This is a genomic window from Streptomyces sp. SP18CS02 (assembly GCF_036322365.1).
Classification (GTDB): Bacteria; Actinomycetota; Actinomycetes; order Streptomycetales; family Streptomycetaceae; genus Streptomyces.
On the sequence record NZ_JAQYXC010000269.1, the window covers coordinates 88,611 to 113,414 of the forward strand.

22 protein-coding genes and 5 pseudogenes are annotated in these 24,804 nt (G+C 69.0%); 9 read left to right on the forward strand and 18 right to left on the reverse strand.

Features of this window, described 5'->3' with window-relative positions; genetic code table 11:
• Positions 1 to 176: 176 nt before the first annotated feature.
• The 6 genes and pseudogenes from PUR26_RS09755 to PUR26_RS09785 form a co-directional block, all read right to left on the reverse strand.
• Positions 177 to 839 (reverse strand): GOLPH3/VPS74 family protein, encoded by a 663-nt coding sequence (locus PUR26_RS09755; protein ID WP_329871192.1) that lies wholly within the window; start codon positions 837 to 839, stop codon positions 177 to 179.
• A gap of 507 nt (positions 840 to 1,346) precedes the next feature.
• A pseudogene (locus PUR26_RS09760) lies at positions 1,347 to 1,847 on the reverse strand (SDR family oxidoreductase); the annotation flags it as partial.
• Between the two features lie 250 nt (positions 1,848 to 2,097).
• Positions 2,098 to 2,367 (reverse strand): annotated as a pseudogene (locus PUR26_RS09770) (alkene reductase); the annotation flags it as partial.
• Between the two features lie 74 nt (positions 2,368 to 2,441).
• Positions 2,442 to 2,816 (reverse strand): hypothetical protein, encoded by a 375-nt coding sequence (locus PUR26_RS09775; protein WP_329871194.1) that lies wholly within the window; start codon positions 2,814 to 2,816, stop codon positions 2,442 to 2,444.
• 537 nt (positions 2,817 to 3,353) lie between these two features.
• Positions 3,354 to 4,049: a hypothetical protein gene (locus tag PUR26_RS09780; protein WP_329871196.1), complete on the reverse strand. Its 696-nt coding sequence runs from the start codon at positions 4,047 to 4,049 to the stop codon at positions 3,354 to 3,356.
• A gap of 220 nt (positions 4,050 to 4,269) precedes the next feature.
• Positions 4,270 to 4,596 (reverse strand): hypothetical protein, encoded by a 327-nt coding sequence (locus PUR26_RS09785; RefSeq protein WP_329871198.1) that lies wholly within the window; start codon positions 4,594 to 4,596, stop codon positions 4,270 to 4,272.
• Positions 4,597 to 5,472: 876 nt separating this feature from the next.
• Between PUR26_RS09785 and PUR26_RS09790 the strand changes: the two genes are divergently transcribed.
• Complete coding sequence (locus PUR26_RS09790) at positions 5,473 to 6,258, forward strand: alpha/beta fold hydrolase (RefSeq protein ID WP_329871200.1); 786 nt, start codon at positions 5,473 to 5,475, stop codon at positions 6,256 to 6,258.
• A 546-nt stretch (positions 6,259 to 6,804) separates the two neighbouring features.
• Here the strand turns inward: PUR26_RS09790 and PUR26_RS09795 are convergent.
• From PUR26_RS09795 to PUR26_RS09820, 7 genes and pseudogenes are all read right to left on the reverse strand, one after another.
• Positions 6,805 to 7,782 carry a magnesium and cobalt transport protein CorA gene (locus tag PUR26_RS09795; protein ID WP_329871202.1) on the reverse strand — a complete coding sequence of 326 codons (978 nt, stop codon included), beginning with the start codon at positions 7,780 to 7,782 and terminating at the stop codon, positions 6,805 to 6,807.
• A gap of 232 nt (positions 7,783 to 8,014) precedes the next feature.
• Entirely contained in the window at positions 8,015 to 8,281 is a 267-nt protein-coding gene (locus PUR26_RS09800) for a DUF4235 domain-containing protein (RefSeq protein ID WP_329871204.1), read from the reverse strand.
• A 2-nt stretch (positions 8,282 to 8,283) separates the two neighbouring features.
• Complete coding sequence (locus PUR26_RS09805; protein WP_329871206.1) at positions 8,284 to 8,733, reverse strand: DUF3618 domain-containing protein; 450 nt, start codon at positions 8,731 to 8,733, stop codon at positions 8,284 to 8,286.
• Positions 8,730 to 9,149: a phage holin family protein gene (locus PUR26_RS09810; protein ID WP_329871207.1), complete on the reverse strand. Its 420-nt coding sequence runs from the start codon at positions 9,147 to 9,149 to the stop codon at positions 8,730 to 8,732. The genes PUR26_RS09805 and PUR26_RS09810 overlap by 4 nt, the downstream gene beginning before the upstream one ends.
• A 491-nt stretch (positions 9,150 to 9,640) precedes the next feature.
• A pseudogene (locus PUR26_RS34645) lies at positions 9,641 to 10,278 on the reverse strand (transposase); the annotation flags it as partial.
• Between the two features lie 74 nt (positions 10,279 to 10,352).
• The gene (locus PUR26_RS09815; RefSeq protein ID WP_329871209.1) at positions 10,353 to 10,556 is read right to left on the reverse strand and encodes a hypothetical protein; all 204 of its coding nucleotides are present in this window, start codon (positions 10,554 to 10,556) and stop codon (positions 10,353 to 10,355) included.
• Positions 10,557 to 10,903: 347 nt separating this feature from the next.
• A complete protein-coding gene (locus PUR26_RS09820; protein ID WP_329871211.1) occupies positions 10,904 to 11,299 on the reverse strand; it encodes a winged helix-turn-helix transcriptional regulator in 396 nt (131 codons plus the stop codon).
• Positions 11,300 to 11,456: 157 nt separating this feature from the next.
• On the opposite strand from PUR26_RS09820, the gene PUR26_RS09825 reads away from it, so the two are divergent.
• The 3 genes and pseudogenes from PUR26_RS09825 to PUR26_RS09840 all read left to right on the forward strand — a co-directional run.
• A complete protein-coding gene (locus PUR26_RS09825) occupies positions 11,457 to 12,188 on the forward strand; it encodes an alpha/beta fold hydrolase (protein ID WP_329871213.1) in 732 nt (243 codons plus the stop codon).
• An 889-nt stretch (positions 12,189 to 13,077) separates the two neighbouring features.
• Positions 13,078 to 13,842: a CAP domain-containing protein gene (locus PUR26_RS09835; protein WP_329871215.1), complete on the forward strand. Its 765-nt coding sequence runs from the start codon at positions 13,078 to 13,080 to the stop codon at positions 13,840 to 13,842.
• A gap of 559 nt (positions 13,843 to 14,401) precedes the next feature.
• Positions 14,402 to 14,992 (forward strand): annotated as a pseudogene (locus PUR26_RS09840) (transposase family protein); the annotation flags it as partial.
• Between the two features lie 168 nt (positions 14,993 to 15,160).
• On the opposite strand, the gene PUR26_RS09845 reads toward PUR26_RS09840, so the two are convergent.
• Positions 15,161 to 15,979 carry a hypothetical protein gene (locus tag PUR26_RS09845; RefSeq protein ID WP_329871217.1) on the reverse strand — a complete coding sequence of 273 codons (819 nt, stop codon included), beginning with the start codon at positions 15,977 to 15,979 and terminating at the stop codon, positions 15,161 to 15,163.
• 88 nt (positions 15,980 to 16,067) lie between these two features.
• Here PUR26_RS09845 and PUR26_RS09850 point away from each other — a divergent pair, with 88 nt between their 5' ends.
• Entirely contained in the window at positions 16,068 to 16,367 is a 300-nt protein-coding gene (locus tag PUR26_RS09850; RefSeq protein WP_329871219.1) for a hypothetical protein, read from the forward strand.
• Between the two features lie 142 nt (positions 16,368 to 16,509).
• On the opposite strand, the gene PUR26_RS09855 is transcribed toward PUR26_RS09850, so the two are convergent.
• Positions 16,510 to 16,725, reverse strand: a complete 216-nt coding sequence (locus PUR26_RS09855) for a hypothetical protein (protein WP_329871221.1) — start codon at positions 16,723 to 16,725, stop codon at positions 16,510 to 16,512.
• Between the two features lie 259 nt (positions 16,726 to 16,984).
• On the opposite strand from PUR26_RS09855, the gene PUR26_RS09860 reads away from it, so the two are divergent.
• The gene (locus tag PUR26_RS09860; RefSeq protein ID WP_329871223.1) at positions 16,985 to 17,704 is read left to right on the forward strand and encodes a hypothetical protein; all 720 of its coding nucleotides are present in this window, start codon (positions 16,985 to 16,987) and stop codon (positions 17,702 to 17,704) included.
• A 190-nt stretch (positions 17,705 to 17,894) separates the two neighbouring features.
• Positions 17,895 to 18,221, forward strand: a pseudogene (locus PUR26_RS09865) (RNA polymerase subunit sigma-24); the annotation flags it as partial.
• Positions 18,222 to 18,802: 581 nt separating this feature from the next.
• On the opposite strand, the gene PUR26_RS09870 reads toward PUR26_RS09865, so the two are convergent.
• Entirely contained in the window at positions 18,803 to 20,167 is a 1,365-nt protein-coding gene (locus PUR26_RS09870) for a glutamate decarboxylase (RefSeq protein WP_329871226.1), read from the reverse strand.
• A gap of 392 nt (positions 20,168 to 20,559) precedes the next feature.
• Here PUR26_RS09870 and PUR26_RS09875 point away from each other — a divergent pair, with 392 nt between their 5' ends.
• Both PUR26_RS09875 and PUR26_RS09880 read left to right on the forward strand, forming a co-directional pair.
• Positions 20,560 to 21,402: a hypothetical protein gene (locus PUR26_RS09875; protein WP_329871228.1), complete on the forward strand. Its 843-nt coding sequence runs from the start codon at positions 20,560 to 20,562 to the stop codon at positions 21,400 to 21,402.
• A gap of 88 nt (positions 21,403 to 21,490) precedes the next feature.
• Positions 21,491 to 22,159, forward strand: coding sequence for a hypothetical protein (locus tag PUR26_RS09880; protein ID WP_329871230.1), 669 nt, complete (start codon positions 21,491 to 21,493; stop codon positions 22,157 to 22,159).
• Between the two features lie 286 nt (positions 22,160 to 22,445).
• Here the strand turns inward: PUR26_RS09880 and PUR26_RS09885 are convergent, their stop codons facing one another.
• The gene (locus PUR26_RS09885) at positions 22,446 to 23,546 is read right to left on the reverse strand and encodes a hypothetical protein (protein ID WP_329871232.1); all 1,101 of its coding nucleotides are present in this window, start codon (positions 23,544 to 23,546) and stop codon (positions 22,446 to 22,448) included.
• 579 nt (positions 23,547 to 24,125) lie between these two features.
• A complete protein-coding gene (locus PUR26_RS09890; protein ID WP_329871234.1) occupies positions 24,126 to 24,713 on the reverse strand; it encodes an SMI1/KNR4 family protein in 588 nt (195 codons plus the stop codon).
• Positions 24,714 to 24,804: the final 91 nt, after the last annotated feature.

Here is a 24,804-nt window from a genome sequence, read left to right on the forward strand (position 1 = left end):
CCCGTCCGTCGCCACCGTGCCCCTTCCTCGCTCCTCCCACGCGCCGCCGGCCTGGTTCTCCCGGCCGCAGGACCCGATCACCGCGCGAAGGGCGACGCCGAGGGCCCACCGCCCACGGCGAGGTGACCGGGGCGGCGGACCACCCGTCTTCGACCGCGAGGCATACGAACGATGGTCTAACTCCCGGCCGTGGCGGCCGTGACCACCGTGATCGCGACCATCGCCGCCTGCATGTCACGGATGGCGGCACGGACGCTCTCGGCCGCCCATTGCCCGGCGGCCACCTCCCCCATCCTCGCGGCCACTTCCTTGCGCGGGCTGTCGGGAAAGGCCAGGCGGTGCAGCTTGGCGGCGTGGATCAGCGCGATCAGGCCCGCCGTCCGTGCGTCCGGCTCGACGCCGCCCAGTACGACGGCGCGGAGCCGTTCCCGCAACTCGGCCTCGATGGCGCCATCGGCCTCGGGATAGCGCCGTATCGGGAACACGCCGAGTGCCTTGTGCTTCTCCTCCACGACCACTCCGCGCCTGCACAAGCTCTCCAGAGCCGCACCGACGGCCTTGGCCTGGTCCTTCGTCAGCCACTCCGTCACCCGTCGCTTCCTGCGACCGCGCAGCCACGTCGCGATCAGTGCCGTCCGGCTGTCGAGCAACTGGTCCCCGGTCGGCATCGTGTCCGTCAGTTCGAGGTACTTGCCTGCAACGGACACCCGCCCGGCCAGAACCAGTTCGAGCAGGATCCCTCCCGAAACCGCCCACCCGGCGGCCTGCCGCTGCTTCGCCGACCCGGACTCATCGTCCAGGGACAGCAGCATGATATCCTCGGCCAGTGTGATCGCCATACCCACTACCCCCGTGCACGCCCCATGATCGCTTTCTCGTGATCAGACGCCCTGAGCCGCCAGGAGGTTCCCCCGCTCATTCCGGCCCTGGGGGGGGTGTCGCGCCGATCTTGCCGGGCTCGCGACACCTGGCACCGCCCCGCGCCGCGTTGTCCCCGGTCGAGAGCATCACCGGATCGGACGCACCGGTCGCTCTCGGCGATACCTCGCTCGCCTGTGCAGACCCGGTACAGCGAGATCCGCGAGGAGCGCACGGGAGTGGTACGCCCACGCCTTCGGCGACCAGGGCCCCGCCCTTCGGCCCATGGTCGCCGGCCACGGTCAGAGCCAGGGATCGGGACGTGTGCGACGACGCAAGCGCACCGGTCCGGCCAGGAGCGGTCCGGCGCGGGCGGCAGGGAACCGCTGGTGCGCCACGTCGCTTTCGCGCCGCTGCGGCACGGCCGGCCGTCGTGTGATCCCGGCCGGCCGGCGCCGCCGTCCTCGCCGGATACGCGGCCATGGACCTCAGATCTGGTTCAGGCCGCCGTCGACGTACAGGCTCGATCCGGTGATGAAGCTGCTCTGCTCGGAGGCGAGGAAGGCCACGGCGGCGGCGATCTCCTCCGGGTGCCCGAGCCGGCCCAGCGGCACCTGCGTAGCCAGGTGCCGCCTGAGGCCGGCGGCCTGCTCCGGGTCGGGAGCGAGTCCCGACGGACCAGGGGTATCGGTCGGACCGGGCGTGACGGTGTTGACCCGGATGCCGCGTCCCTTGAGTTCGTTGGCCCAGGTGCGGGCGAACGATCGGGTGGCGGCCTTGGACGCCGCGTACACGCCGAACGCCTCCGCGTCGACGTCCACATTGGTGGAGCCGTTCAAGATCACCGAGGCGCCGTCATTGAGCAGTGGCAGTGCCTTCTGGACGGTGAACAGCGTGCCCCGGACGTTGATGCCGAAGAGGGCGTCGACGTGCTGTTCGGTGACCTGTTCCAGGGTCGCGAACGCGGCGACGGAGGCGTTCGCGAACAGTCATCACCACCTTGGCATTCGGCATCGCCGTGCAAGCCGCGAGCGGCGTCGGCCGCGATGAACTCCAGGCGTTGGCCGACGCCAGCCTGCGGAACTGGCCGCTCTCCTGAGAACCGCCCGGTGTTCTTCTTCGCGAGCAACCGCTCGTCATAACGGCTGCCCCTGACCCACCACCTCACCGCCCAGGCCCGGTCCTGGCGCATCACGGTCCGCGCGGGGAGCCCTCCTCCGTTGCCTGCGGGGGTGGCGGTCAGGCCGTGTGCTGGTACGTCGCGTAGGTGATGTAGCCGGCGTCGCCGCCTTGGCAGAAGGTGTTCCCGTCGGCGGGCGCGAGGGGCAGGCCCGAGCGCAGGCGTTCGACCAGGTCGGGGTTGGCGAGGAAGCCGCGGCCGAAGGCGATCAGGTAGGCGCCCAGACCCAGCCAGTGGTCGGCTTCCGCCCGCCCGGTCTGCTTCGGGCCGCCGGGCATGACGGGGCTGACGATGAGGGTGCCCGGCCAGGCCCTGCGCGGCCGGAGGAGCTGCACAGGGCAGCCAGGCCGAACCGGAGCCTCGGCCTCGCTGAAGCGGGGCGATCTCCCCAGCGGCCCTCGGGTCAGCCGGCGTCCCAGAAACCGGAGGCCACCCGCCTACCGGAGGTACATCCGGCGTACACGCCCCTGCGGTCCCCGTAGGCGCGGGTGTACGTGCTGTACTTGGTGCCACCGACAGAGCACGCGATCCAGGTGCCGTACTTCTCCGGTCCGGTTCCGTCACACCAGCCGGTGAAGCCTGTGGTGGTGAAGCTGATCTCGTAGCAGTCGCCGTTCCAGTCCTTCACGCCAACGTCGGTCGCACTGGCTCGCGAGACGGCCGGAGCGGCGACGGTCTGTCCGGTTCGACTCGACGAGGCACTCGCCACTTCAGGCGTCAGTGCCAGACCGCTCAGGACCATTGCTCCGATGGCGGTGTAGATGCGGTGCTTCTGCATAGTGGGTCCCCTCGATGAGATGCTTGGTCGCTTTCCTGCCGGGCACGTGCGGATGACGGTGGCCCGTTCAGCGCGAGGCCTGGTCACCCGGTTCTGTGCTTCCGTGGAACACCCTCGGACTCCGGCCTGGGACAGACCTTGCGCGAACCTTGAATTGCCTGGTCAGAACGTCGGCGGGCCGTTCGAAGCGTTTGCCTGACCATCCCTAGGGGCGGCTCGTGCGACCTGCGCTGACGTATGCCGGCACTCGTGAGGCGCGTCGTCGGCGGATACACGCGCGGCCGGTGATCCACATCAGGAGGGGGACCGAAGAACGCGCCGATGGCGATCGCCGGCCGGATCGATGCGGCGCTTCGCGCTCGCCGGCAGCCGAAGATCAGTGACCGACGCCGGGGGCGGCCGCCGCGACCGGGATCACCGTGGAGGCCCGCCGATCGACCCCACCGACGACAGCCACAGGCCGGACTCTGCCATGGCGTCTCGTCCTGGTGCTCTGCCAACTGGTGCTCCGTCGACGACGACTCGGCAAGGGAGTAGTCACATGGTCACCTGGCCAGCGACTGCATTGCCGTCCTCGGCCGCCGGGACCGCGTGGTCATCGGCCGGACGGCTGACAGCACGTGGAGCGCGGCCCGCGAGCCAGACGGCGATCCGCTCCTGCAACTCGCGGTCGGCACGATGGTAGTCCCACGTCGCGAACCACTCCAGGTCCCGCAGGACGTTCTCCGAGCGGTCCGGGTGGGGCACCGCGACCACGTCGACGCCGATCTCGCCCGTCGAGCAACCGATGTACACGCTGCTGTCGAGCGCCATCATGCCGAAGCCCGGGTGACCCGCGCGGATGCCGAGGAACGCTGATGCCGCACCCCGGCCCATGATGTCCCAGCGGTCCAGGAGCCGGACCCGGGTCCAGGCCGTCGGTTCGGCACGGCGGCCCCAGTGCATGTCCTGAAGAAAGGCGCCGTGCGTGCGGATGCCCTGGGGAAGCTGGACGAGGAACTCGCGCCGATGATCGAAAAGACCCGAGGAAACCGCCAGGTCGTACCAGTCCTCGTTGAGACGCTCGACGAGCCGGGAGGTCTCGTACCGGTGGGAGAAGCGGCCGACGATGTCCTCGGGACCGTATCCGAAGACCAACGGCATCGTGCCGTCCGGCACGGCGTCCGGGATCACCTCGAGGCCGGCCCGCCGCAGCGGCCGGTACATCTTGCGTTCTCGCTCCTGGATGCCCACAGGTCAGTGTTCTACCAGGGCCGGCACGCCGAGCTCTCCCCGGCCGGCATGGGTGAGCGGATTCCGGTGCATTGGCCCGGGGTGATGCAGTTCCGGAGCTCTCGTGGCTCGTGAAGTCCCGCCTGTCGCGCGCCAACAGCGACTGGAGTGGGGCGCGACGCCGCGGAGCTGTGGCCCTCCGGACCGAACGCCAGAAGGCCACGTCGGCTCGTGACGCGAACTACAGTCCGGGCACGACCTTGCCGCCGCCCGTCCGATTGACCGTGCTGTCGTCAAGAACGCCGCCGGCGTTGTCGTTCACAAACTCACCCGGCTTCTGGAGCCCCTTACCGACGCTTTCGATGAACGTCTTGATCGCCTCGTCCTGACCCGCGTTCTCTTCCACGTGCGTCACCACGTTTGTGATGAAGTCAAGCTGCTCCTTGTCGGACAGCTGCGCGCCCGAAGGACTCCGCCCGGTGCGCAGGACCTTGCCGATCAAGTTCGACACCATCTGAGCGCCCTGGCTGATGCCGCTCATCTCCTCGTACCCGCTCTTGCTGTACATGCGAGACTCCGTTCATCGAGTTCGCCGAGGCACCGTTCCTTCAGCGGGTGCCAGCGGCGTATGCCCATCAACGCCCATCCTTGTGTGGCACCTGCGCGGCGAACCATCTGATCCAGCCCATACGGGTGACGTCCATGGTCAGCTGCCGTGCGACCCGGCCAGCCCTTGGCAGCGCGCCCCGCCACAGGGGGCGGCATCGGCGCACGGCTGACCGTCATCGGCGGCCGGCTCGAAGCCGACGAGCCTTTCGACGCAGGCTCGGCGCGCGGGCTCGCCGAGGAGACCGGGATCCGCATCGCCCGGGAACGGCTCGAGTTCTGCCCGCTCACCCGTTTCCACGCCGCGGACGGCGAACGGGTGGTGGGCGCTGTGAGCCTCGTCCGTGACTGCGAGGGCGAGCCGTACAGCCAGGAGCGGGGCACCCACGACGAGCTGCTCCGGGTCGATCCCACCGGCCCGCCCACCGACGGTGTCTCCTACCGGCTGTACGCAGCCCGCCGCCCAGCACGCGTGCCGGGCGTGCGGCGACGGCGTTCTGGCCGCCGCGCGGCGGGGCGGCCGGCGTCGTGGAGGGGTCCGGCCGGCCGGCCGACGCCTGCGGATGTGTCTCGTCGCGCGCGGCACGCCCCATCTTCTCCGTGGTGGACGGAATTTCGTCGGAGTCGGTGATGCCATCGGCATCCCGATCCACCTGGGGTCCCGCCAAGTACGGACAGACGTGCACCGTTTGGTGGTCGACGTGGTGGTCGGCGCTTGAATGGCCACGTACCGTCGGCCGGTGCGACTTCCTCCCCCACCTACGGCCACGTTGTCCGGTGACTGTGAGGGGTCGCCTCGGAACTACCGCGAGTAAGTGATCACATAGACTCACTGGCCATGGACGACCGTGTGCGGGGCAGCTTCGAGGTGAACGGGCGCAGACTCTCGTATCTCGATTTCGGCGGGCCGGGCCCGGTTCTGCTCGCTCTGCACGGGCATTTCAGCGAGGGCGCGGATTTCGCGCCGCTGGCCGAACGGCTGGGCTCCTCATGGCGTGTGATCGCGCTCGACCAGCGGGGGCATGGTGGGTCCGATCGGGCCACCGACTACGAGCGCAGCAGCTATGTCGGCGACGTCACGGCCTTCCTCGACCACCTCGGGCTGGCAAAGGTCGCGCTGCTCGGTCATTCCCTGGGCGGAGTGAACGCCTACCAATTCGCCGCCCGACATCCCGACCGCGTCACCGCACTCATCGTCGAGGACATCGGAGCGGTCTGCGACATCGACCTGACCTTTGCGAAGAACCTGCCCGACCGCTTCGCGACCCGGGACGGGCTTGTCGAGGCTCTGGGCGCGGCCGCGCCGTACCTGGAGCGGACCTTCAGGGAGCGAGCAGACGGCTGGGGGTTCTCCTTCGACGCGGCCGACACGGTCCGGTCCCAGCAAGCACTGTCCGGTGTCCATTGGCACGACTGGCTGAGCGTTCGATGCCCGACCCTGCTGATCCGGGGCACGCGCAGCGACGAACTGTCGGCCCCCCACGCCCGTGAAATGGCAGCGAAGCGATCGATCGGTCTCATCGAACTGCCCGCCGGGCATGTCGTTCACCACGACCAGCCCGACGCCTTCGCCGAATGCGTACGGCTGTTCCTCGCCCCGGTCGACAACAGCGCCAACCCGTAACCCAACGGTTCGGTCGCCCGGATCGCAGCCGCCGTGCCGGCGCGGATCAGCCGACACCGGCCCCGAGCAGGGTTGAGGCTCAGCACCCGTCCGAGGGCATTCTTGACAGTGCCGTCCGTCCTGGCGCCCGGTCAGCGGCTGGATGACGGGCGGGTACGGCCCGAGGCGGGCCACGTTCCGGCCGCCGCCCGATCAGGCGTAAGCGGAGTTGAGGGCCGCATGCGCGCGGAGCGGTGCCTGGGAGCACACGACATCGTCGGTGTGCGAACGGGACCGGCGCGCGGTGACGTACGAGCCTCCACGGTCGCGGTCGGCCTCCTGGGGACTGACCTGCACGGCGGCGGGTCGGCGGCGGTTCCGGGGACGGGCATTCGGGATCGTCTCTCAAGGCCGGCACGGGGCCTCCGCACCCGCCGGTGGCCGAGCGGGGTCGGCGGGTGACGCGGCCGGTCGCGGGGGGGCACGCATGGCCGGCAGGGCCGGTACCCGGTACCGGCCGAGGACGAGGAAGCGGCCGCCGAGCGGGAACGCCTCGGGTGGTGGGAGCTACAGCCATCCATTGCGGCGGAAGCTCCGGTGGAGCAGGGTGCACGCGCCGACCATCACCGCGACGGCGAGGGGGTAGCCGTAGGTCCACCCCAGTTCGGGCATGTGGGCGAAGTTCATGCCGTAGAGGCCCGCGATGAGGGTGGGCAGGGCGAAGATGGCGGCCCACGCCGAGATGGTGCGCATGTCCTCGTTCTGCCAGGTCCCTACGCGGGCCAGGTGCGCGTCGAGAACGGAGTTGAGCAGTTCGTCCAGGGACCGGACCTCGGTGTCGGTGCGGTGCACATGGTCGGCGACATCCCGGAAGTACGGCAGGGCTTCTTCGGGCCAGCCGGAACGCGGGCCGGCGAAGTCCTGGACGACCGGCACGAGGGGCTGCACCGCGTCACGGAACTCCAGGACCTCCCGTTTGAGGGAGTAGATCTCCTCGATCACGTCCTCCCGCGCCGAGGAGAACACCCGGCGCTCCAGACCGGTCAGATCCCCCCGCACCTCCTCGGCGATGGCGGTGTAGGTGTCCACGGTCGCGTCCAGGAGCGCATGGAGCACCGCCACCGGGCCCAATGCCGGCATGCCGGGGTCCTGGTCGAGCCGGCGGGCGGCTTCGAGCGCGGGGTCCACCCGTCCGTGGCAGACGGTGAGGGCGAAGTCGGGACCAAGGAAGACCATGGCCTCGCCGGATTCGATCTGCGAGGTCTCGTCGACGTACGACAGCGTTCTCAGTGCCACCGACAGCACATCGCCGTAGCGCTCACGCTTGGGACGCTGGTGCGCCTGGACCGCGTCCTCGACCGCCAAGGGGTGCAGGCCCAGCTCGCCCGCCAGCGCCTCGACCTCCGGCGCCGACGGATCGGTCAGACGGATCCACAGAAACGTACCCTCCGGCGCGTCGCGCAGCCGCTTCAACGCTTCCTCGCTGCCCTCCACCTCTTCTCGTGTCCGTGCACTGCCATCACTGCGGTAGATCACACACTCCATACTTCACACCTGTGCATCGCGTCGCGATTCATGCTCCTCACCTGGAAACAGCACCGAAGTGGTGGGCCCGCACTGTCAGGGCCACGAGAGCGAGCGCCCCGCCCGTGGCCCGGCTCCTGGCGCCGGGCCGCACCACCCAGGCGGAGCCGCTGGAACGTCCCGCGCCCGCCCGGCAGGGCTTCGGGGCCTGCCGGGCGGGCGCGGGGATCGGTCACCGGGCGGTCGTTTCGCCTCAGCCGGGCCAGGTGCCGGTCACGCGGTGCACGGTGGCGGCCCCTGCCCTGTCGACGGCGGCCTTCACGACGGCGAAGATCGCTCCCTGGACGGCTGCGGCCAGCAGGACTTCCCGCCAGCTGCGGTCCCGGTCGGTAGCGTCAGGGGCGTCGTCGTCATGGCCCAGCACCTTCCAAGCCTGCTTGAACGCCGCTCCCGCGATCATGCCGCTGCCAGCCCCGAGGACAAGTCCCACGGGCTTGTAGGCGATCTTGGACGCTTTCATCGTCACCCCTTCCCACGGCGCTTCTTGACCAGCACCCAGAGTGCGACGGCGGCCACCGCCAGCAGGGGGCCGCGACGCCGACGGGCAGCCCTCGTGACCTGACCTGCCGTGTCGCCGAGGCCCTCCGGGGCCCTTTCCTGGAACTTGCCGGCCACCACCGCCGCCGCCTGGACGATCTGTTCCTTCGCCTGCGCGGCCTTCTCGGCCACCGGGTCGGGAAGCTTGTCCTGCGCCACCCGCAGGGCTTCGGACGCCTTGTCCTTGGTGTGCGCCGCCTTCTGCTGCACCTGGGCCTTTGCCTCGGTCGTCTTCTGATGCACCTGGGCCTTCACATCCGCCTTGCCGGCCAGCGCCTCCACGGTCTGTCCGAGCTGCTCGCGCGTGGCCTCCGCATTTTCACGCAGTTCCTCAGGGGTGAGGGCTTCTTCATGGGACTGCGGCTTGTCACTCATCGGTGCGCCTTCTCCTTGATCTCGGCCACGTCGGCCTTGACACTGTCGATGGTCCGCTCGGGGACGGGCGGGGTGGCTCGGGCCACCTGCTTCTTGCCGTTCAGGGCCAGCACCGCGGCGATCACCAGCAGGACGCCGCAGGCGATCAGCGCCGACGCCCACACCGGCAGGACCAGGGACAACGCGGCGATCCCCGTGATGACCAGGGCCTGCAGCGCCAGGAACACCGCCGCGCCGGCGCCGCCGAACAGTCCGCCGCCCGCTCCGAACCGCTTGCCCTTGCGGACCATCTCCGCCTGTGCCAGGCGCATCTCGTCCCGTACCAGCTGGGACACCTGCTGCGACGCCTGCGTCACCAGCGTCCCGACGGAATCGTCCTGACCGATGTGCCCGGTGGGACGGTCATCGGTCCTCATGGTCATTCACCTGCCCTTCTTCTGCCCTTCTCCGGGGCACGGTCCCCGAACGAGGATCCCTGGACTGTCGTCAGCTCTGTTTCCACTTGCCGCCGGTGGCGGATGGACGGGTGTCGGCGCCGAAGCCGACAGCGGCAGTGCTGTACCCGGGAGCCGCCCTCCTTCCGTCAGCCAAGCCGCTCATGTGCGGCAGGTGCCCGCCGTAACGTCGCTCATGCCCAGAAGATCGATCCCTTTTGCCCGGACCCGGCACCCGTGGCTCCACTGCGCCGGAGGCCCGCTCTCCGATCCGGTCTGCACCACAGGAAAGGGTCCTGATGACCCGAGACGGAGTTCGTCGGCACCACGCGGTGACCTTGTCGCGGATCTCGTCGCCTGCCTTGGTCCGTACGCGGGACCTGAGGTGCTCGTTCCCGTCGGTGAGCCACGCCCGGATGTCGCCTTCGAGGGCCGGGGACGCAGCGGTGGACACAGCGCTTGGGCTTCTTCTGCGCGATGGGGAGTCCCGCCAGGCAGGTGGTCGGGGTCTTCTCGTATCGGGTCGCGATGCCTCGCCACTGCTTCAAGCGGCTGATGCGGCGTTCGACGGTGTTGCGCCGTCTGTTTGCCTCGCGGTCGAAAGCAGGTGGCCTGCCGCCTGGCTTCCGCGCCGTAGGCGGTGGCCGCGTTGATCGGCCGGAACGGGGATCACCGCGCGGATCCCGCGCCTGCGCGGGTGCTTGCGGATCGCGCGGGAGGAGTACGCCTTGCCGGCCTGGACCACGTCCTGCCTGGTGCGGGCCGTCCTCGCCGCCGAGGAGCCCGAAGGCAGGCCATGACGTGTGCAGAGGCGGGTGCGTCGCCGCCTGTCCTGCGGCGGTCAGTACGAAGGCCGGTGGTCGGCAGTGGGCATCGGAGGCCAGGCGGATCTCTGTGGCCGGTCCGCTGCGCGAGCGGCCGATTGCACGGTCTGCCGATTTCGCCTGGGCCTGTTGTGGACCCCTCGACCGTCGCCGTACTCCCCAGGGAGGTGGACCCACTGCGATTCCGTCCGGAACGTCCAGGCGATCACGTCGATCACCTCTCGGCGGCCCCTCCACCCGCCACCCCGTCCCGGCGTCCGATCTGGGGGTGATGGATCGATTCGCACCCACGCGTCAGCTCACGGCCCACAGCAACCAACGATCAGATGATCCGGCGGCAATGATCAGGTGCTGGTGCGTGTCAGGCCAACTCGAAGCCACTCTGGAAGACACCGTACTCCGCAGGCGTCTCCCAGCAGGTGTAACGGCAGCCGGGGAGATCCGCGAGATCGATCCCGAGCTCTTCCGCCAGTCCGGCGGCAACGGTCCTGCCTGTCCGAGAGAGGTCATCGGTGTCCTGGTAGCAGGCCAGGGCTCCCCGCAGCTCGATGACCACATACTCCACACGCTTCCCCGAGCCGGCCATCGGCCCATCGCCATGCGGCTCGTGCCGGGCGTCCGAGGGCTGCCCACAGAGCCCACAGCTCACGTTGTTTCTCGAGGCATCCACGGCGGCATCGTACGTCTCTCTCGAACAGCCCGCGGTCATGGGTCGCCTCCGTGCGAAGGCATCTGGAAATCAGCCCGTTTCGGGCGTCTTCCGTCGGACCCGGCAAGATCCGGAGGAGAGGGCCAGCCGTCGTTGCGGCCTCGGACCAACCCAAGCAGCTCGCCTCACAGCCTATGGCCACCGATGACCCGGGGGGACCGTCGAGCCGTACCTGCCGACCGGTGAGTACGGCCGGGCTGGGGTCAGGCGGGCGGGTTGTCGGAGCGGGCGTCGTACACCGCGCGGGCGGCGTCGATGTGCGTCAGGTGCGTGACGCTCCACTCCAGCAGTGGTGCGGTGGCTTCGCGGAGGGTCCTGCCCATCGCGGTGAGCTCGTAACTGACATGTGGCGGCATGACGTTGAGGACGGTCCGTGTGAGGATCCCGTCGCGTTCCAGGCTTCGCAGGGTGACGGTGAGCATGCGCTGACTGATCCCGTCGACGGCCCGCTTGAGTTCGGTGAAGCGGCGCGGCCCCTGGCTGAGGTTACGCACGACCAGCAGCGACCACTTGTCGCCGACGATGCCGAGCACTTCACGTGCCTGGCACGGTTCCTCCGACCACGCCGGCCGCGACTCGCCGCCCACTGTGCCGCTCATGGTTACCTCCAGAGAACCGGGGCACCGAAATGTGCCTTATTGATCGGGTGCGACAGGTGAAGCACGATGATTTCGGTTCCCGAAGAGTACCGAGGCACAAACAGGAACTGAAAGGTTCCCGCGCCTCCACGCCCCAAAGAGAAAGAAAAGTTCATAGATGTCAACTTTTATACTGATACACGGTGCCTGGCACAGCGGTCAGTGCTGGGAGCGGGTGGTCCCCCTGCTGGAGTCGGCCGGACACCGCGTGCTCGCGCCCTCGCTGACCGGCTACGGCGACAAGGCACACCTGCTCGGTCCCGAGGTGGGGCTCGACACGCACGTCGAGGACGTGGTGAAACTGATCCACGAGGAGGACCCGACCGAGGTCGTGCTCGTGGGTCACAGTTACGCGGGGCTGGTCGTCTCGTCCGTGGCCAACGAGATACCGGAACGGATCGCGCACCTGGTGTACCTCGACGCGATGGTCCCGGAGCACGGCGAGAGTGCCGTCGACGTGCAGCCCATGACCCAGAACCTGATCGACCTGGCCGCCGGGTCCGACAACGACTGGCGCATCCCGCCGCTGCCCGAGATGCCTCCGCCCCTGGGCCTGTTCGGGGTCACCGGCCCGGCGGACGTCGCCTGGCTGCGTACGATGCTCTCCGACCAGCCAGTACGCTGCCTACGTCAACCGGTCCGGCTGGACAACCCTGCCGCGGACTCGATTCCGCGCACGCACATCCACTGCGTCGGGGCAGAGCCGGAAGGCATCGTGCGACGACCCGTTCCCGCGACACAGCCCAACGGCTCCCCGGCACGGATACGGGAACTGCCGACCGGACACGACTGCATGATCACCATGCCGACGGGCCTGAGCGAGATCCTGCTTGAATGCACCCCTCGCTAGGAGTGTCTTCACCATGGCGTCGTCTGCCCGAAGGGCGGGGCCGGCGGCCTCCGGTGCGTGCGATCGCAAGGCGGAGGAAGGAGCCACCGCGGTGGGGGTACCGCCCGTGCCCGTAAAGCTACGGGGGACATGGGCGACCGACGACAACGCGGTGAGCGTGCATGTCAGACGTCGTCGGCCAGACGGGATCCTGAGGACCAAGGGCCGGGCCTTGACTGCGGCAGTGAGCCGGAGGAGTTCGTTGTTCGAGGTGCAGGGCCATGTGCGCCCTGTTCGTCGAGCAGGGCGCGGTTGCAGCGTCCGACCTCGCCGTTGGTCTGCGGACGGCAGGGACGGACGCGCCCGTGGGTGACGCCGGCGGCGGTCAGGGCCCGGGCGAAAACGTGGCCTCGCAGCAGGAGCCAGGCGACACCGACATGCAGGGCCCCCGTTCAGGGGTGCAGCATGACGTACGCGCCCCGTGTCCGCCCTGCCTCGTTCCGGTCACAACACCAGCGCCACCCTGGCGCGAAACGGTGGCATGCATCACACCGGAAACCAGCGTCACGGAACCATCACGACCTCTTGAATCCCATCGACATCTCGCACTTTGTCGGTTGTCGTCACACATTCCCCCATCTCCCTGAATGTCCATTCCCAAGACATGTGGCGGTACGTGTCAACATGCCAGGTCAGGACGGTTCTGCAAGGTCGTCTCACATGATCCCGCCGAAGGCCGCGCAGCCTTCGGCACGACCGGAAGCCCTTTTCAAGTCAGTGCGTCGGGCACACCCGCACAGACCCGCAACGCGACTTGCCAGGCCATGACGAGGTTTCTAAGAATGGCGGCCCGCCCGGCACCGGAGCGGCACGGGCGTCAACGCTTCGCAGACACCGAGTGAGGTCACACATGCAGAAGCACCGCAAGAAGACTCACTTCAAGAAAATAGCCATCGGCGCGTTCACCGTCGGCATCGTGGGCATACCCACGACCGCGATGGCGTGCCTGTACCCGGAGGAGCCAGGGGCTGCCCAGGTCGGCACTCGGGGGAGCCTGCCTCCCTCGGGCGACGCCTCCCCCCTGAACGCGCAGGCGCAGACACAGGCACAGACGAGCCCGGAGGGCCGGACGGACGTCGCGGACCGCCGTGACCGCACCTGGCCGTCGGCAGGGCAGGCCACGCGCACCCCGCAGAAGCCGAGGCCGTCCATCAGAACCACGAAGCCGCTCAAGCCGACGACGCCCAAGCCGTCGGCCCCGAGCACCTCGACAAAGCCGACGGCCCCAGCCGTTCCGGCCGATGTGGCCGCCCAGGTCGTGTCCCTCGCCAACAAGGAGCGAGCCAAGGTCGGGTGTTCACCTCTCGCGGTGAACGCGAAGCTGACAACGGCCGCCCAGAACCACAGCGAGGACATGGCTGCCCACAACAACATGTCGCACACCGGCTCCGACGGCTCCGACCCGGGGCAGCGCATCACCCGAGCCGGGTACACATGGCGCGCGTACGGCGAGAACGTCGCCTACGGCTACAGCACCCCCGAGCAGGTCATGACGGGGTGGATGAACAGTCCCGGCCACAAGGCGAACATCCTCAACTGCTCGTTCACGGAGATCGGCGTCGGCCTTGCGCAGCCGAACTTCTACTGGACGCAGGACTTCGGCACGGCCCACTGACGGAGCCGGCCCCTCGACGCCCGGCACGGCAGGCCTGCTTCCCCGGTCCGGCCGCATCCATGAACGGCCGCCGCCATCACCGGGGCCGCTGACGCGTTTCGGCGCCCATCCCGGACGGTGTACGCCGTGGCGTCCCTCCAGGGCACCGGCGCGCGCTCGGCTCTCGGCCCGGCCGGCGTCGGCCCGCGTGCTGGGTGCAGCAACGGCCCCGGTGGCTGCGAGCCACCCGGGCCGGACTGCTCGTCCTCGTGGTCGGGGTGGTCGGTGCGGTGCTCGCCCTGCATGCGCGCGTGGTGGGTCCTGTCCCCACCGTGGGGCGGTGCGGGTGGACGGGGCTCCGTCGCACTGCTCAGTGAGCGGTGTGCCTCGTGAAGTTGCTGGTCACGGGTCTGGTGTGGTGTTGGTTCGGGGTACTCGTGCTGGTCGTGCGGGGCAGTCTGGGGTGTAGATCGTCGGGCGGGGTGGTTTTGCTGGTTCCGGCCCGTGGTCGCCGGTGCTGCTTCTACGATCCGGCGCATGATGGACCCCGAGGTGCTGGAGCGGATCACCGCTCGACGTCGGAACACGCTGGCGGGCACTGTCCGCCGGGAAGATCGCGGGCATCGTGCTGGCGGTGCTGCGCTGTGACCAGCGGCCCGGCGATCTGGCCGGCGGGAACGGGATACACCGCACCACCGTCACGCACTGGGTCCGCGAGGTCGTCGCGAAGAACTACTCGGGCAAGAGCAAGTGCCATGGCCTGCTCGTCATCGCGCTCACCGACGAGAGGGGCCGACTGATACGGGTCTCCGCGGTGCGGCCCGGACGCACCTTGGAGATCACTGCCTGCCGGCACGACAAGCTCACCGCCCACCTGCGGGCGGCTGGACTCGGCGCCATCGCCGACCTGGGCTTCGTCGGCCTCGACGACAGCGGCCCGGACACCGACCCAGCAGTGATCACCGGCTACAAGGCCGCCCGATACCAGCCCCTGACTCGCGGCCAGAAACTGTCCAACACCACACTGGCCGCGGTCCGGGCGCCGGTCGAGCACGGCTTCGCCCACCTGAAGAACTGGAGGGTGCTCGGCAAAGTCCGCACCGACCCGAAGTGGGCGACTGCCCTGATCAGGGCCTTGCTGGTCCTGACGAACCGCGAAGTCTCCCGGTGACCGACGATCTTCACCGAAGACATCCGCCCACAACCAGGCCGAGCACCCCACAACCCACGCACACCAGAGCCCTCACCAGCAACTTCACGATGCACACCGCTCACTGCACGACGCTCCTGTGCCTGTCTAGCTCGACATCCCTGGTCAGCCGCAGGAGCGTCGATGGTGTCAGTCGCCCTGGCCGTACAGCCCGGCCAGCTCGGATCCGCCGGCCCAGTGGATGTTCGTGATCTTGTTGAGCGTGTTCGGGTCGCTCACGTACGGCTCGGCTCCGCTCTCGAAGAGCGCCCAGACGTGCTCGTTGCCGTCGGAGTTGCCGTACGCCAGGCCCTCCATCATCGAGGGGGCGCGCATGCAGAAAGCCGTCCCATCGGTGATGTCTGTCTCGTACGACGTGGGTCGCACCCAGACGTTGCTGCGGTTGTCGCGGCCGAACGACGTGGCGAAGATGTACTTGTCGCCCACGACCGCCATGCCCTGGGTCTTCGTCGGCACCCAGCGCTTCTTGCCGGTGTACGTCAGCGCACCGGTGCTGCTCGTCGAGTACTGCCACATGCTTTCGTGGCTCGTCTCGGAGAAGTCGCCGGTCCACAAGGTGGTGCCCTCGCCACCGCCGAGTCCGAGGAACGAACCCTTGCCAGCGATGTCCTGCGTACCCTTCGGCTGGATCACGTTGTTTGTGTTGGCGCCCGCCAGCTCCGCACGCACGGTGGCGGTCGACCAGTACTTCACGCTGCCCTCGCCGCTGACGTACACGTGACCGCCGGTCACGACTATGCCGCCCGCGTGGGTGTTGGGGATCAGCATGTGACCAAGGCTCTCGCCCCGGCGTGGGCCGCTCAGGGCGATGCCCCAGATCGCGCTCGCGCCGTCAGCGCTCGAGTGGTACGCCGAGATCAGCAGGACGTCTTCGCTCGTCCCGTCCCAGTTGTTCCAGTACGCCAGACCCTGCGGAGTGAACCCGCCGCCGTACAGACCCTGCGGCACGGCCACACTGTTGTGGAACGTGCTGTCGTACGTCTCACCGGCGGACGGCCCGGGGTAGAAGTCCTGGGTCCCCGTCGTCGTACGACAGTTGGCATCCTCGGCCGATGTCGATGTCGATGCCAATGCCAATGCCGATGTCGATGCCGATGTCGATGCCGATGCCGATGCCGACTGTGCGGTGGCGGTCATGACGGCACCACCAGCCACTAGCGCGGCGATCGCGATGGACATCGTGATTCGGGTGGGCAGCATGTTGATTCCCCTTTGGGGTCGCGGGCATGGAGGTACTTGGGCGTGCTTGATCGCGCGTGTGGTGCGTTCTCGCAAGCTAGATCCAACGTCGTACCTTCGTTCGCGTATTGTCTACTACGTTGGCCACGAACGTTGACCGGGTCTGGCGATGCATCCGTGAATGTTCGTGGTGTCGGGGTTAGACAAAGCCGTCAGGGCTCTCGGCGTGATGGTTGTTTTTCTTCACACCAAACTCAACTGCTGTCGGCAGCCAGCCAGTTACGCCCTGTTCAGCACGATTACCGGCGCGCGGCGAAGCGTCCGTCGGGGCGTTTATGCAGCCAGCCACGGTCAGCGAGCTTCGTCATCTTCCCGCGCAGCGGCTCCAGCTTGCCCCGCACTCCCGTGTCCAGGCCCAGTACCTCGCCGATCTGCCGGACCGCCACCGGGCCGGCGGCCTGCCGCACCGCGGCCAGGATGCGCTGGTACTCCGCCGGCAGCACGGACTCCTCCACGCCCGGCGCCCGGTCCGGGACCAACCGAACTGCCCGGCCCGCTACGTGAACGACCGGCGACCCGGCCTTGGCGCCGGATCGTAGAAGCAGCACCGGCGACCACGGGCCGGAACCAGCAAAACCACCCCGCCCGACGCTCTACACCCCAGACTGCCCCGCACGACCAGCACGAGTACCCCGAACCAACATCACACCAGACCCGTGACCAGCAACTTCACGAGGCACACCGCTCACTGCCTCGGGAGGGTTCAATACTCAGGTGGTGAACTGGGCGCGGATGCGTGACTGCTGGTTCGATGTCGATCGCGTTCCGGAGCTCTTGGAGCGGGTGGAGCATCAGGACGACGCTCAAGCGTGGAAGGAGTTGGGATGGCGACTTGTCCTTGAGCATGACCTGGTGTCCCCGGCCAGTTTCGCCGCTCTGCCGGACTTGGTGCGCCTCGCACCCCGCAGTGCGCAGGCACGCGGCCTGGCCGGGAGGATCCTGGTGCGAGCGGCCGGGCGGCACGGCTGCGATGATCTGCTGGCGGACTGCACCGATGCGATCAGGGAGTTCCGTGAGGTGCTGGGCCGGCACCTGCGCTCGCGGCCGGCCGACTATCTGGTGTCTTTCCGTGCCCTGCTCGCGGTCGAAGAGGAGTACCACTGGGCGAACGCCCTGGAGGGCTTCACCGACGACATCAATCATGTGGAGTGCCCCCACTGCGGCGTGGGAGTGATGATCGTCATCGGCGGCTTCGGGTGCTACTCGCAGGTGTGGGCCGGAGCCAAGGAGATCCGGCGGGATCTGCGGCCGGCGGGTGCCGAGGAACTCCACGGAACCGGCCGGTGGATGCATGAGATCGCCGTCCGCGATGGCCAGGATGTGCTCGCCAACGGAATCTCCTACCTGTTCGGTAAGGCGGAATGCCCGCATTGTGCCAGTGTCTTCAACGTCGCGGACGAGTACACGTCCGCCAACCGGCCGGTGATGCGGTAGATCACGGAGAATCCGGAGCGGCCTGGCTGCGACTCAGGGGCGGAGCCACACTCTGATCGCGGCGACGGTGACCGTGCCGAGGAACTCGGAGCTGCTCACGCGCAGAGCCACTCGCGCACAGCACATCACCTGCGGCCGTCGTCCCGCTGCCCCGGCATGATGGTGAAGTCCGGTGCACTGCCGGGACAGGGCGTGGGAGACCAAGGACATCGCAGCCCTCGTCGGTCTCCTCGCCCCGGCCGCCGTGATGACCGCCGACGGCGGCGGCATGGTCGGCACCGTTCTGCGCCCGCTCGAGGGCGGCGCGCGCATCGCCCAGTACATGGCCGCCATCGCCGACAGAGCTCCGGGGCTCGAACTCCTGGAACGATCGGTCAACGGTGCGCCGGGCCTGGTGGCCCAGCGTGCCGGCGTCGTCGTGACCGTTGCGTCGTTCGACATCTCCGACAGCCGCCCCACCCGGATCTGGGCGGTCCGCAACCCCGAGAAGCTGCGGCCGTCGATGCAAGAAGCCTAGAGAGACGTTCCGAGAACACGTCAAAAGGTCTTCGGTGTGTCAGTGGGGCGGACGCCTCGGACGGGTGCGATCACATCTGGTTGGCCCAGGCCGTCACGGTTGACGCGGCCCCGGCCGCGGACAACGCCGTCTGCGGCCGGTCGTTTCCGCAGTGCGTGGGGGGGCGCCGGGGAGTCTTCGCAGCCCTCACCGACGCCTCGCCCCGTGTCTGCGTACGCGTAGCGGACCGCGTACGTCCTTCCCGCGTGTTTGCCATCGGCAGCGGACCAGAGGTCGCGCGAGGACCGCCTCGAACCACTCCGCCGCTCTGGTCGCGGCCTCCGTAGGTCCGCCCGTGGCCCGCAGGTGAACTCCGTCGCGGTCTCCTGGACGGTGAGGTCCTGGTGATGGAGTTTGCCGCCATGGACGACCCAGCCGTCGAAGTGGGCGCCCACCGTCAGAACTGCCCGGGTGCGTTGCGGGTCACAGATATGGAGACAGACGATCAGCGGACTCGGGGAGTTGCCCGAACGGTCGGCGTGGATCGGTCGCCCCGGGTCGTCCATGGCCGGTCCGCCCGGCCACTGCTCCGTCACAGTGTGTCAGTAGCCGGTGCCGCGCTTGATCCGGGTCCGCTCGATCCTGTGGGCCGCCCCCTTGTCGTCCAACGTGCGACACGCGTCGGCGATGTCCTGGCTCAGGCGATCGATCTGCTCGCGGCTCAGGGTCTCCTTGACCAGGGCCCGCAGGATCTTCACCCGTTCCGCGTTGGGCGGGAGCGTGTACGCCGGCACCATCCAGCCCCGCTCGGCCGAGAGCTGCCAGGCGATGTCGGACTCGTCGTAGGAGTGCTCGCCGTCGAGACGGAAAGCGACCAGAGGCAGCTGCTCGACGTCGCTCCCGATCACTTGGAAGCGGCCGCTGCTCCGCAGGTTGTCCGCCAACGCGCGAGCGTTCTCCTGCATCATCTTCATGACGTAGGTGTAACCCTGGCGCCCGAGTCGCACGAAGTTGTAGTACTGCGCGAGCACCATCGACGCACCGGTGGAGAAGTTCAGCGTGAACGTCGCGTCGGTCTTGCCCAAGTAGTTCTCGTAGAACACGAGGTCCTTGGCCAGGTCGGATTCCTCGCGGAAGACCAACCATCCGATGCCGGGGTAGACCAGGCCGTACTTGTGTCCCGAGACGTTGATCGAACGGACCTGCCCGAGGCGGAAGTCCCATGTGGAATCCGGGTAGAGAAAGGGCCACACGAACGCGCCGCTGGCGCCGTCGACGTGGATCGGGATGTCGAGGTCCCGCGCCTCGCGCACATCCCGCAGGAGCGCGTCGATCCCGACGACATCGTCCTTGTGGCCGGTGAACGTGGTGCCGAGAACAGCGACGACGCCGATCGTGTTCTCGTCGAGGTGGGGCTCCACGTCCTCCGGGCCGATCGTGTATTTGCCCTCGGCAAGCGGAGCGATCCGCGGCTCGACGTCGAAGTAGCGGCAGAACTTCTCCCACACGACGTGCACGTCTCCCCCGAAAACCAAGTTGGGCCGGTCGGTCGAGAGCCCGGCCGCCTGGCGGCGCTCGCGCCACTTCCACTTCAGCGACAGCGCACCGAGCATGATTGCCTCGGATGAGCCCTGGGTCCGGCATCCTGTCGTCCTGCCCGGCGCGTGGAAGAGGTCGGCGAGCATGCGCACACAACGCTGCTCGATCTCTGCGGAGATGGGGTACTCCGCATGGTCGATGAAATTGCGGTGCAGGTTTTCGGCGATCAGCCGTTGCGCCTGCGGCTCCATCCATGTGGTGACGAACGTGGCGAGGTTGCGTTGTGGGTCACCCTCCATGGCGAGATCCACATCCACGAGCCTCATCGCGTCCGTCGCGGCCATGCCTTCCTCGGGGAAGGTCTCCGAGGGAGCGGGCACGGTCAGGAATCGATTACCGAAAAGAGCCGCGTCGTCGCGCTTGGTCATGAGGTGATTCAAACAGCGGCAGGCCCTGACGCGGGCGAGGGACACACCAAGACGGAACCGCGCACCGCTCACGAACGGGCCCCGTGGACATACTCCCTAGATGTGTGTGGGCCGCGATGCGGCGAGACGGCGACGTGGCCGCCACGCCGAACGCCCCGCGCGCACCCCTGATCCGCAGTAAGTCCCTGATCCCCCGTGCGTCCCGGTCGGACCTCGGCGCTTCCGTGAGCATGCGCCTGCCGGTGACCGTCGCACGTCGGGTGACGCGACGGCCTGCGCGCACGACGGAGAGACCCCGCTCGATCGAGGTGCTGAAGGCATGCCCCAGCGACAGCCCGGCGGGACGGCGTTTTGCCCGTCCTCCGTCCCGCCTGAGGTTCTAGGCTCGGCCCGTGGGGCAACCTGAGCAGCGTGCCGAGGGCACGGGACCGTTCACCACCCGGTTCACCTGGCACCTTCCCGACGGCGGCACCGCCGTGTGGGAGTCCCGGCCCGCGCGGCGGCGTGGGGTGCTCTCCGTCCGTCCCCCCGGCGCGGCGGCCACCGGTCCCATCCCCGCGGACGCCGTCTCCCTCACCCGGCTGCGCCGGCTCAACGCCATTGCCGCGATCGCCTTCGTGGTCGGCGGGTCCTTGTTCGGGGCCGGCGCGGCCGACGCCCAGTTCGGCTCCGGCGACGCCACCGAGTGCGCCTCGATCTACTTCGCGGGCGGCCTGTTCTTCACCACCGGCGGCTACGTCTCGCTGCTCCAGGTGATCAACGCGCCCCGCCATGTCGCCGGCGGCGAGGGACGGCTCGTCACCCGCCAGTGGCGCTGGTGGACCTATGAGCCGACGCGGGTGGACTGGCTGAGCACGTTCGTCCTCTTCGCGGGCACACTCGTCTTCGCCGTCGACCTGCTGGACTCCTTCCTGCAGGGCCTGTCCGTCCAGCAGGTCAACCGGCTGATCTGGACACCCGACGTGATCGGCTGCATCCTCTTCCTGCTCTCCGGCCACCTTGCCTTCGGGGAGATCTGCCACGGCCGACTCTGCGCCCGGCCGCACGACCTCGGCTGGTGGATCGTCGCCGTCAACCAGCTTGGCTCCGTCCTGTTCATGATCTCGGCGCTCGCCGCCTACACCCGCCCCGCCACCGGCAGCCTCATCAACGCCGATATCGCCAACTGGGGCACCCTCACCGGCGCCCTGTGCTTCTCCCTCGCAGGCATGCTCCAGCTCGGCGAACAAGCATGACGGCGGTGACCGTACGTCCCTGAACGGCGAATGAGATCATCAGGGTCGGAAGCGCCGCCGTGCGGCGACGCGGGGGGAAGGACAGAGCGTGACCCAGGGGCGGATGACGTACAACGTGCGGTACGGGGCGTCCTTGCCGGTCGTCGTCCGCCACGGCGACGGCGCGGGACACGAAGGGCACATCGCCATGGGGCTGCTCCGCCGTGTGCCCGACGACCACGCCGGTGCCGCGCACCCCTCCGCCCGTACCTTCGACATCGTCGGCGAGGACCAGAGCGCGATGGCCCGGGTGTCGACGGAGGACACGGGCTCGCGCGGGAGCGGACGCCCCGCCGTGTACCGCGTCGACGACCCGTACGGCGCCCCGCTGGGCCGGATCACGTACCGGCGCGGACGCGCCCTGCGCGGCGCCCGCGCGCGGTGGACCGTCGAGTCGGTGACCGGACACTCCGTACGCGGCTTCCGCGGGCGCCTGTTCTGGTGGGCGGTGTGGTGGCCGGTCGGCCTGCCCGTGAGCCTGGTGTGGTTGATCCTGTCCCTGCTCGGCGAGGGCGACGACGCCTTCGGCAAGCCGCGCAGAGTGATCTGGCGCGACTCCTCACGCCGGGCGCACCTGGTCTTCCGGGGGGTCGCCGACGAGTACCGGGTCCTCGACGGGAGCTGGGACCCCCGGCTGGTGGCCGCGCTGCTCGGGCTGCACCAGTCGTACGACCCGTCGGAGGGCAGCGGCGTGAACGGCTGGTACGCCAGGTCCTGAGCTCCTCCTCGGTCCGACGCCACGGCTCGGGAGCGGGCCACCCTTTGCCGGGAAGCGGGAAGCGGGTGGCGGGCGGTGGTGACGGCGACGTCGAGGTCCGGCGTTCCATGGCGAGGACGCCGGTCGCCGGCCGGTCGCCGTAGGGGTGGATGCCTTCGGCTCTGCACCGCCGCATGACCTCTGCCGAGATCCGGACGCCGCGGACGGCCAGGTGGTGCGTGCCAAACGGTTCCGACAGCCGTGTCCCCAGGGCTCGGGCCGGGGCATGGTCAGCACGCCGTACGGCCTATGACCGCGTCGCCCTCCCGCACTCGTCCCCGGTCGAGCCACCCCGCCCGACCGGCACGCTGCGGTCGTACGGGTCGACCTCCGTGCCGTCTTCGTCCGCCCGGCGGTCCGTGCCGAAGGGAGGGGTGAAGTAGCCAGTGGAGGCTCCGCAGCCGCCGTTGGTCGTGTCGTATTTGTACGAGACGATCGAGAACGTGCCTGGCTCGGTGATCACCTTGTCGGGGTCGTCCCAGCTCAGGACCAGCTCGCGCCGGACGATCGTGCGCACGACCTCGTCGTCGCCGCCCGCGTCCGCGCGGGTGACCGGGTAGACGAAGGTGACGTCGGCGGTCACCTGGAGCGCGCCGCGCTCGCCCTCCCGGTAGGTGAGCCGGCCCCGGGTCTTCACGACGTCGCCAACCAGACGGGTGCGGGAGGGTTGGAAGCGGCTGAAGAGGAGGAGGGGGTCGTTCTTCTCGCTCGGGTTTCGGAAAGCGGTGTTCAGAAGGGACTGGACGTCCTTCTGATGCGGGTTGATCAGTGCGATCGCCTTCTCGGGGCGCTCGCCCCGCAACACCCCGCGGTCCAGGCCGGACGCGACGACGAAGTCCCGGCTGCGGGCGAGGGCCCGCTCGACCTCTGCCGCGCTCATCCAGCCGACCGCCCCGGCCTTCGGCACGGTGATCCCCGCCGCTCCGCCCGCCCAGCTCGCCGCAGGCGAGCCGCGGAACGGCTCGTCCATGGTGGGGCGTTGGGCGGCCTCCACCGGGGGCGCCTGGGTCGGGCGGGCGGTCTCGGCCGCCGGCGTCGGGGAGTCGGGGTCGTCGCCGGCGAACAGGCCCACTATCCGTCCCGGCGCGAGCGCCACCACCAGCAGCACCAGCGAGGCGAGCAGCCCGACCACATACCAGCCCCTGCGACGCTCGGGCCGCGCGGGCGTGTACCCGCGCCAGCCCTCCACGCCACGGCCGGGCTCCGCGCGCAGCCGCCCGGCCTCCTCGCGAGCCCGCGCCGACGGCTCCTTGGGCGCGTCGGAGGCACCCGCCACCGACTCGCGCAGAAACCGCTCCCACTCCTCGTCCGACCTGGACGAGTTGTCCGGCTCCGTACCCGCGCCCATCCCCAACCCCCTGGCAATCAGCAGACCGCGGCCCACACCCCGGGACGCGTACGCATAATTGCACAGGGCACTGACAGCGAGATCGACCGGGCGGACGGTGTGAACGCGCCGCCCTTGCCCGACTGGCCGACCGCAGCGCTCAGTGTGCGACACGACGTCGCTCCACATGGTCGAGGACAGCCATGTGATGGACGCATCCGGCTGGACTTCTGGCCGGTGTCCAGGGCCCGTCCCCGTGCTCCCGCGACGCCGGCGTCGACGGGGTGTGAAGCGGAGCGTTCAGGCGCGGACCGTCCCGGCCATCGGGGCGACGGGCGTGGGGAAGCCGCACGGGCGAGCGCATGAGACCCCTTGATGATGCCCCCGCGATGCCGAACACTGCGCGGTGGTGTGCGGGTGCACGTCACAGGACCCGGTGCCGGGAGGCACCAAGCACCCTTGGGGCGAACGGGTTGGGCGGGCGGCCACCTGGTCCCGGGGCAGAGGGGTCACCCCCCCCAGCCGCGTCCTCCTTGGTGCGGAGCGGCGTGAACCCCGTCGAGGCCAGGCCCTGGCCCGGTGAGCAGCACCCGCGGGCGGTCAGGTCTTCGAAGCCGGACGGTACCGATTCGGGTGGGCGTGGAGCCGCGGCGACGTGAGCAGCAGGGCCGGGTTGTCCAGTCCGGCTGCCATGTGGTCGAGCCATCGTTCGTACCAGGCGAGAAAGTCCGGGGCCGAGGAGACGTTCGGACCCCAGAAGCCGTCGGCGTTGCCGATGAGCATGCGCCCGGTGAGAGGGCCTGATACGCCTACGAGGACGAGATCACTGCAGCCACGTTCGATGACATGCAGGAAGAGGTCACCGTCGTGTGTGGGGCGGTAGGCCCGGCGGAACCCTCTGGTGACCCTGTCGGGAGCTTTTGGGTTCATCGTGAAGAGGGCGCAGGCTTCCAGCGGAATCAGTCCGTAGTACGGGGACGCACCGCTGCCGCTCATGTTCGTGAGGTAATCGCGATACGCCTGCGGGAGTTCGACGTCATGCTCGGCTTCGAAGACATCCACCCGAGCGCTGGGCAAGCGGGGGCCGAGACGGAATTCGTGTCGTTCCTCGCCGAAGGAGTGGCTTCGGTTCGGCATGTAGGGGATGCGTGCCAGTTTGCGTCGCAGCCGCGGGATGCGGGAGTCCATGCGAGCTCTTCTCTCGTGTCGGCCGTAATCTATCGCGCCGCGAGCAAGGGTTCATCCCGCTCATCCCGCGAGGAGGACTGGCTTGCGTCAG

Coding starts and splice junctions, on each gene's coding strand:
- PUR26_RS09820 (WP_329871211.1), bottom strand. CDS start 11,299: ATGAGCGGCACAGTGGGCGGCGAGTCGCGGCCGGCGTGGTCGGAGGAA.
- PUR26_RS09810 (WP_329871207.1), bottom strand. CDS start 9,149: ATGAGGACCGATGACCGTCCCACCGGGCACATCGGTCAGGACGATTCC.
- PUR26_RS09805 (WP_329871206.1), bottom strand. CDS start 8,733: ATGAGTGACAAGCCGCAGTCCCATGAAGAAGCCCTCACCCCTGAGGAA.
- PUR26_RS09835 (WP_329871215.1), top strand. CDS start 13,078: ATGCAGAAGCACCGCAAGAAGACTCACTTCAAGAAAATAGCCATCGGC.
- PUR26_RS09755 (WP_329871192.1), bottom strand. CDS start 839: ATGGCGATCACACTGGCCGAGGATATCATGCTGCTGTCCCTGGACGAT.
- PUR26_RS09885 (WP_329871232.1), bottom strand. CDS start 23,546: ATGGGCGCGGGTACGGAGCCGGACAACTCGTCCAGGTCGGACGAGGAG.
- PUR26_RS09795 (WP_329871202.1), bottom strand. CDS start 7,782: ATGGAGTGTGTGATCTACCGCAGTGATGGCAGTGCACGGACACGAGAA.
- PUR26_RS09800 (WP_329871204.1), bottom strand. CDS start 8,281: ATGAAAGCGTCCAAGATCGCCTACAAGCCCGTGGGACTTGTCCTCGGG.
- PUR26_RS09870 (WP_329871226.1), bottom strand. CDS start 20,167: ATGACCAAGCGCGACGACGCGGCTCTTTTCGGTAATCGATTCCTGACC.
- PUR26_RS09785 (WP_329871198.1), bottom strand. CDS start 4,596: ATGTACAGCAAGAGCGGGTACGAGGAGATGAGCGGCATCAGCCAGGGC.
- PUR26_RS09825 (WP_329871213.1), top strand. CDS start 11,457: ATGTCAACTTTTATACTGATACACGGTGCCTGGCACAGCGGTCAGTGC.
- PUR26_RS09790 (WP_329871200.1), top strand. CDS start 5,473: ATGGACGACCGTGTGCGGGGCAGCTTCGAGGTGAACGGGCGCAGACTC.
- PUR26_RS09775 (WP_329871194.1), bottom strand. CDS start 2,816: ATGCAGAAGCACCGCATCTACACCGCCATCGGAGCAATGGTCCTGAGC.
- PUR26_RS09890 (WP_329871234.1), bottom strand. CDS start 24,713: ATGGACTCCCGCATCCCGCGGCTGCGACGCAAACTGGCACGCATCCCC.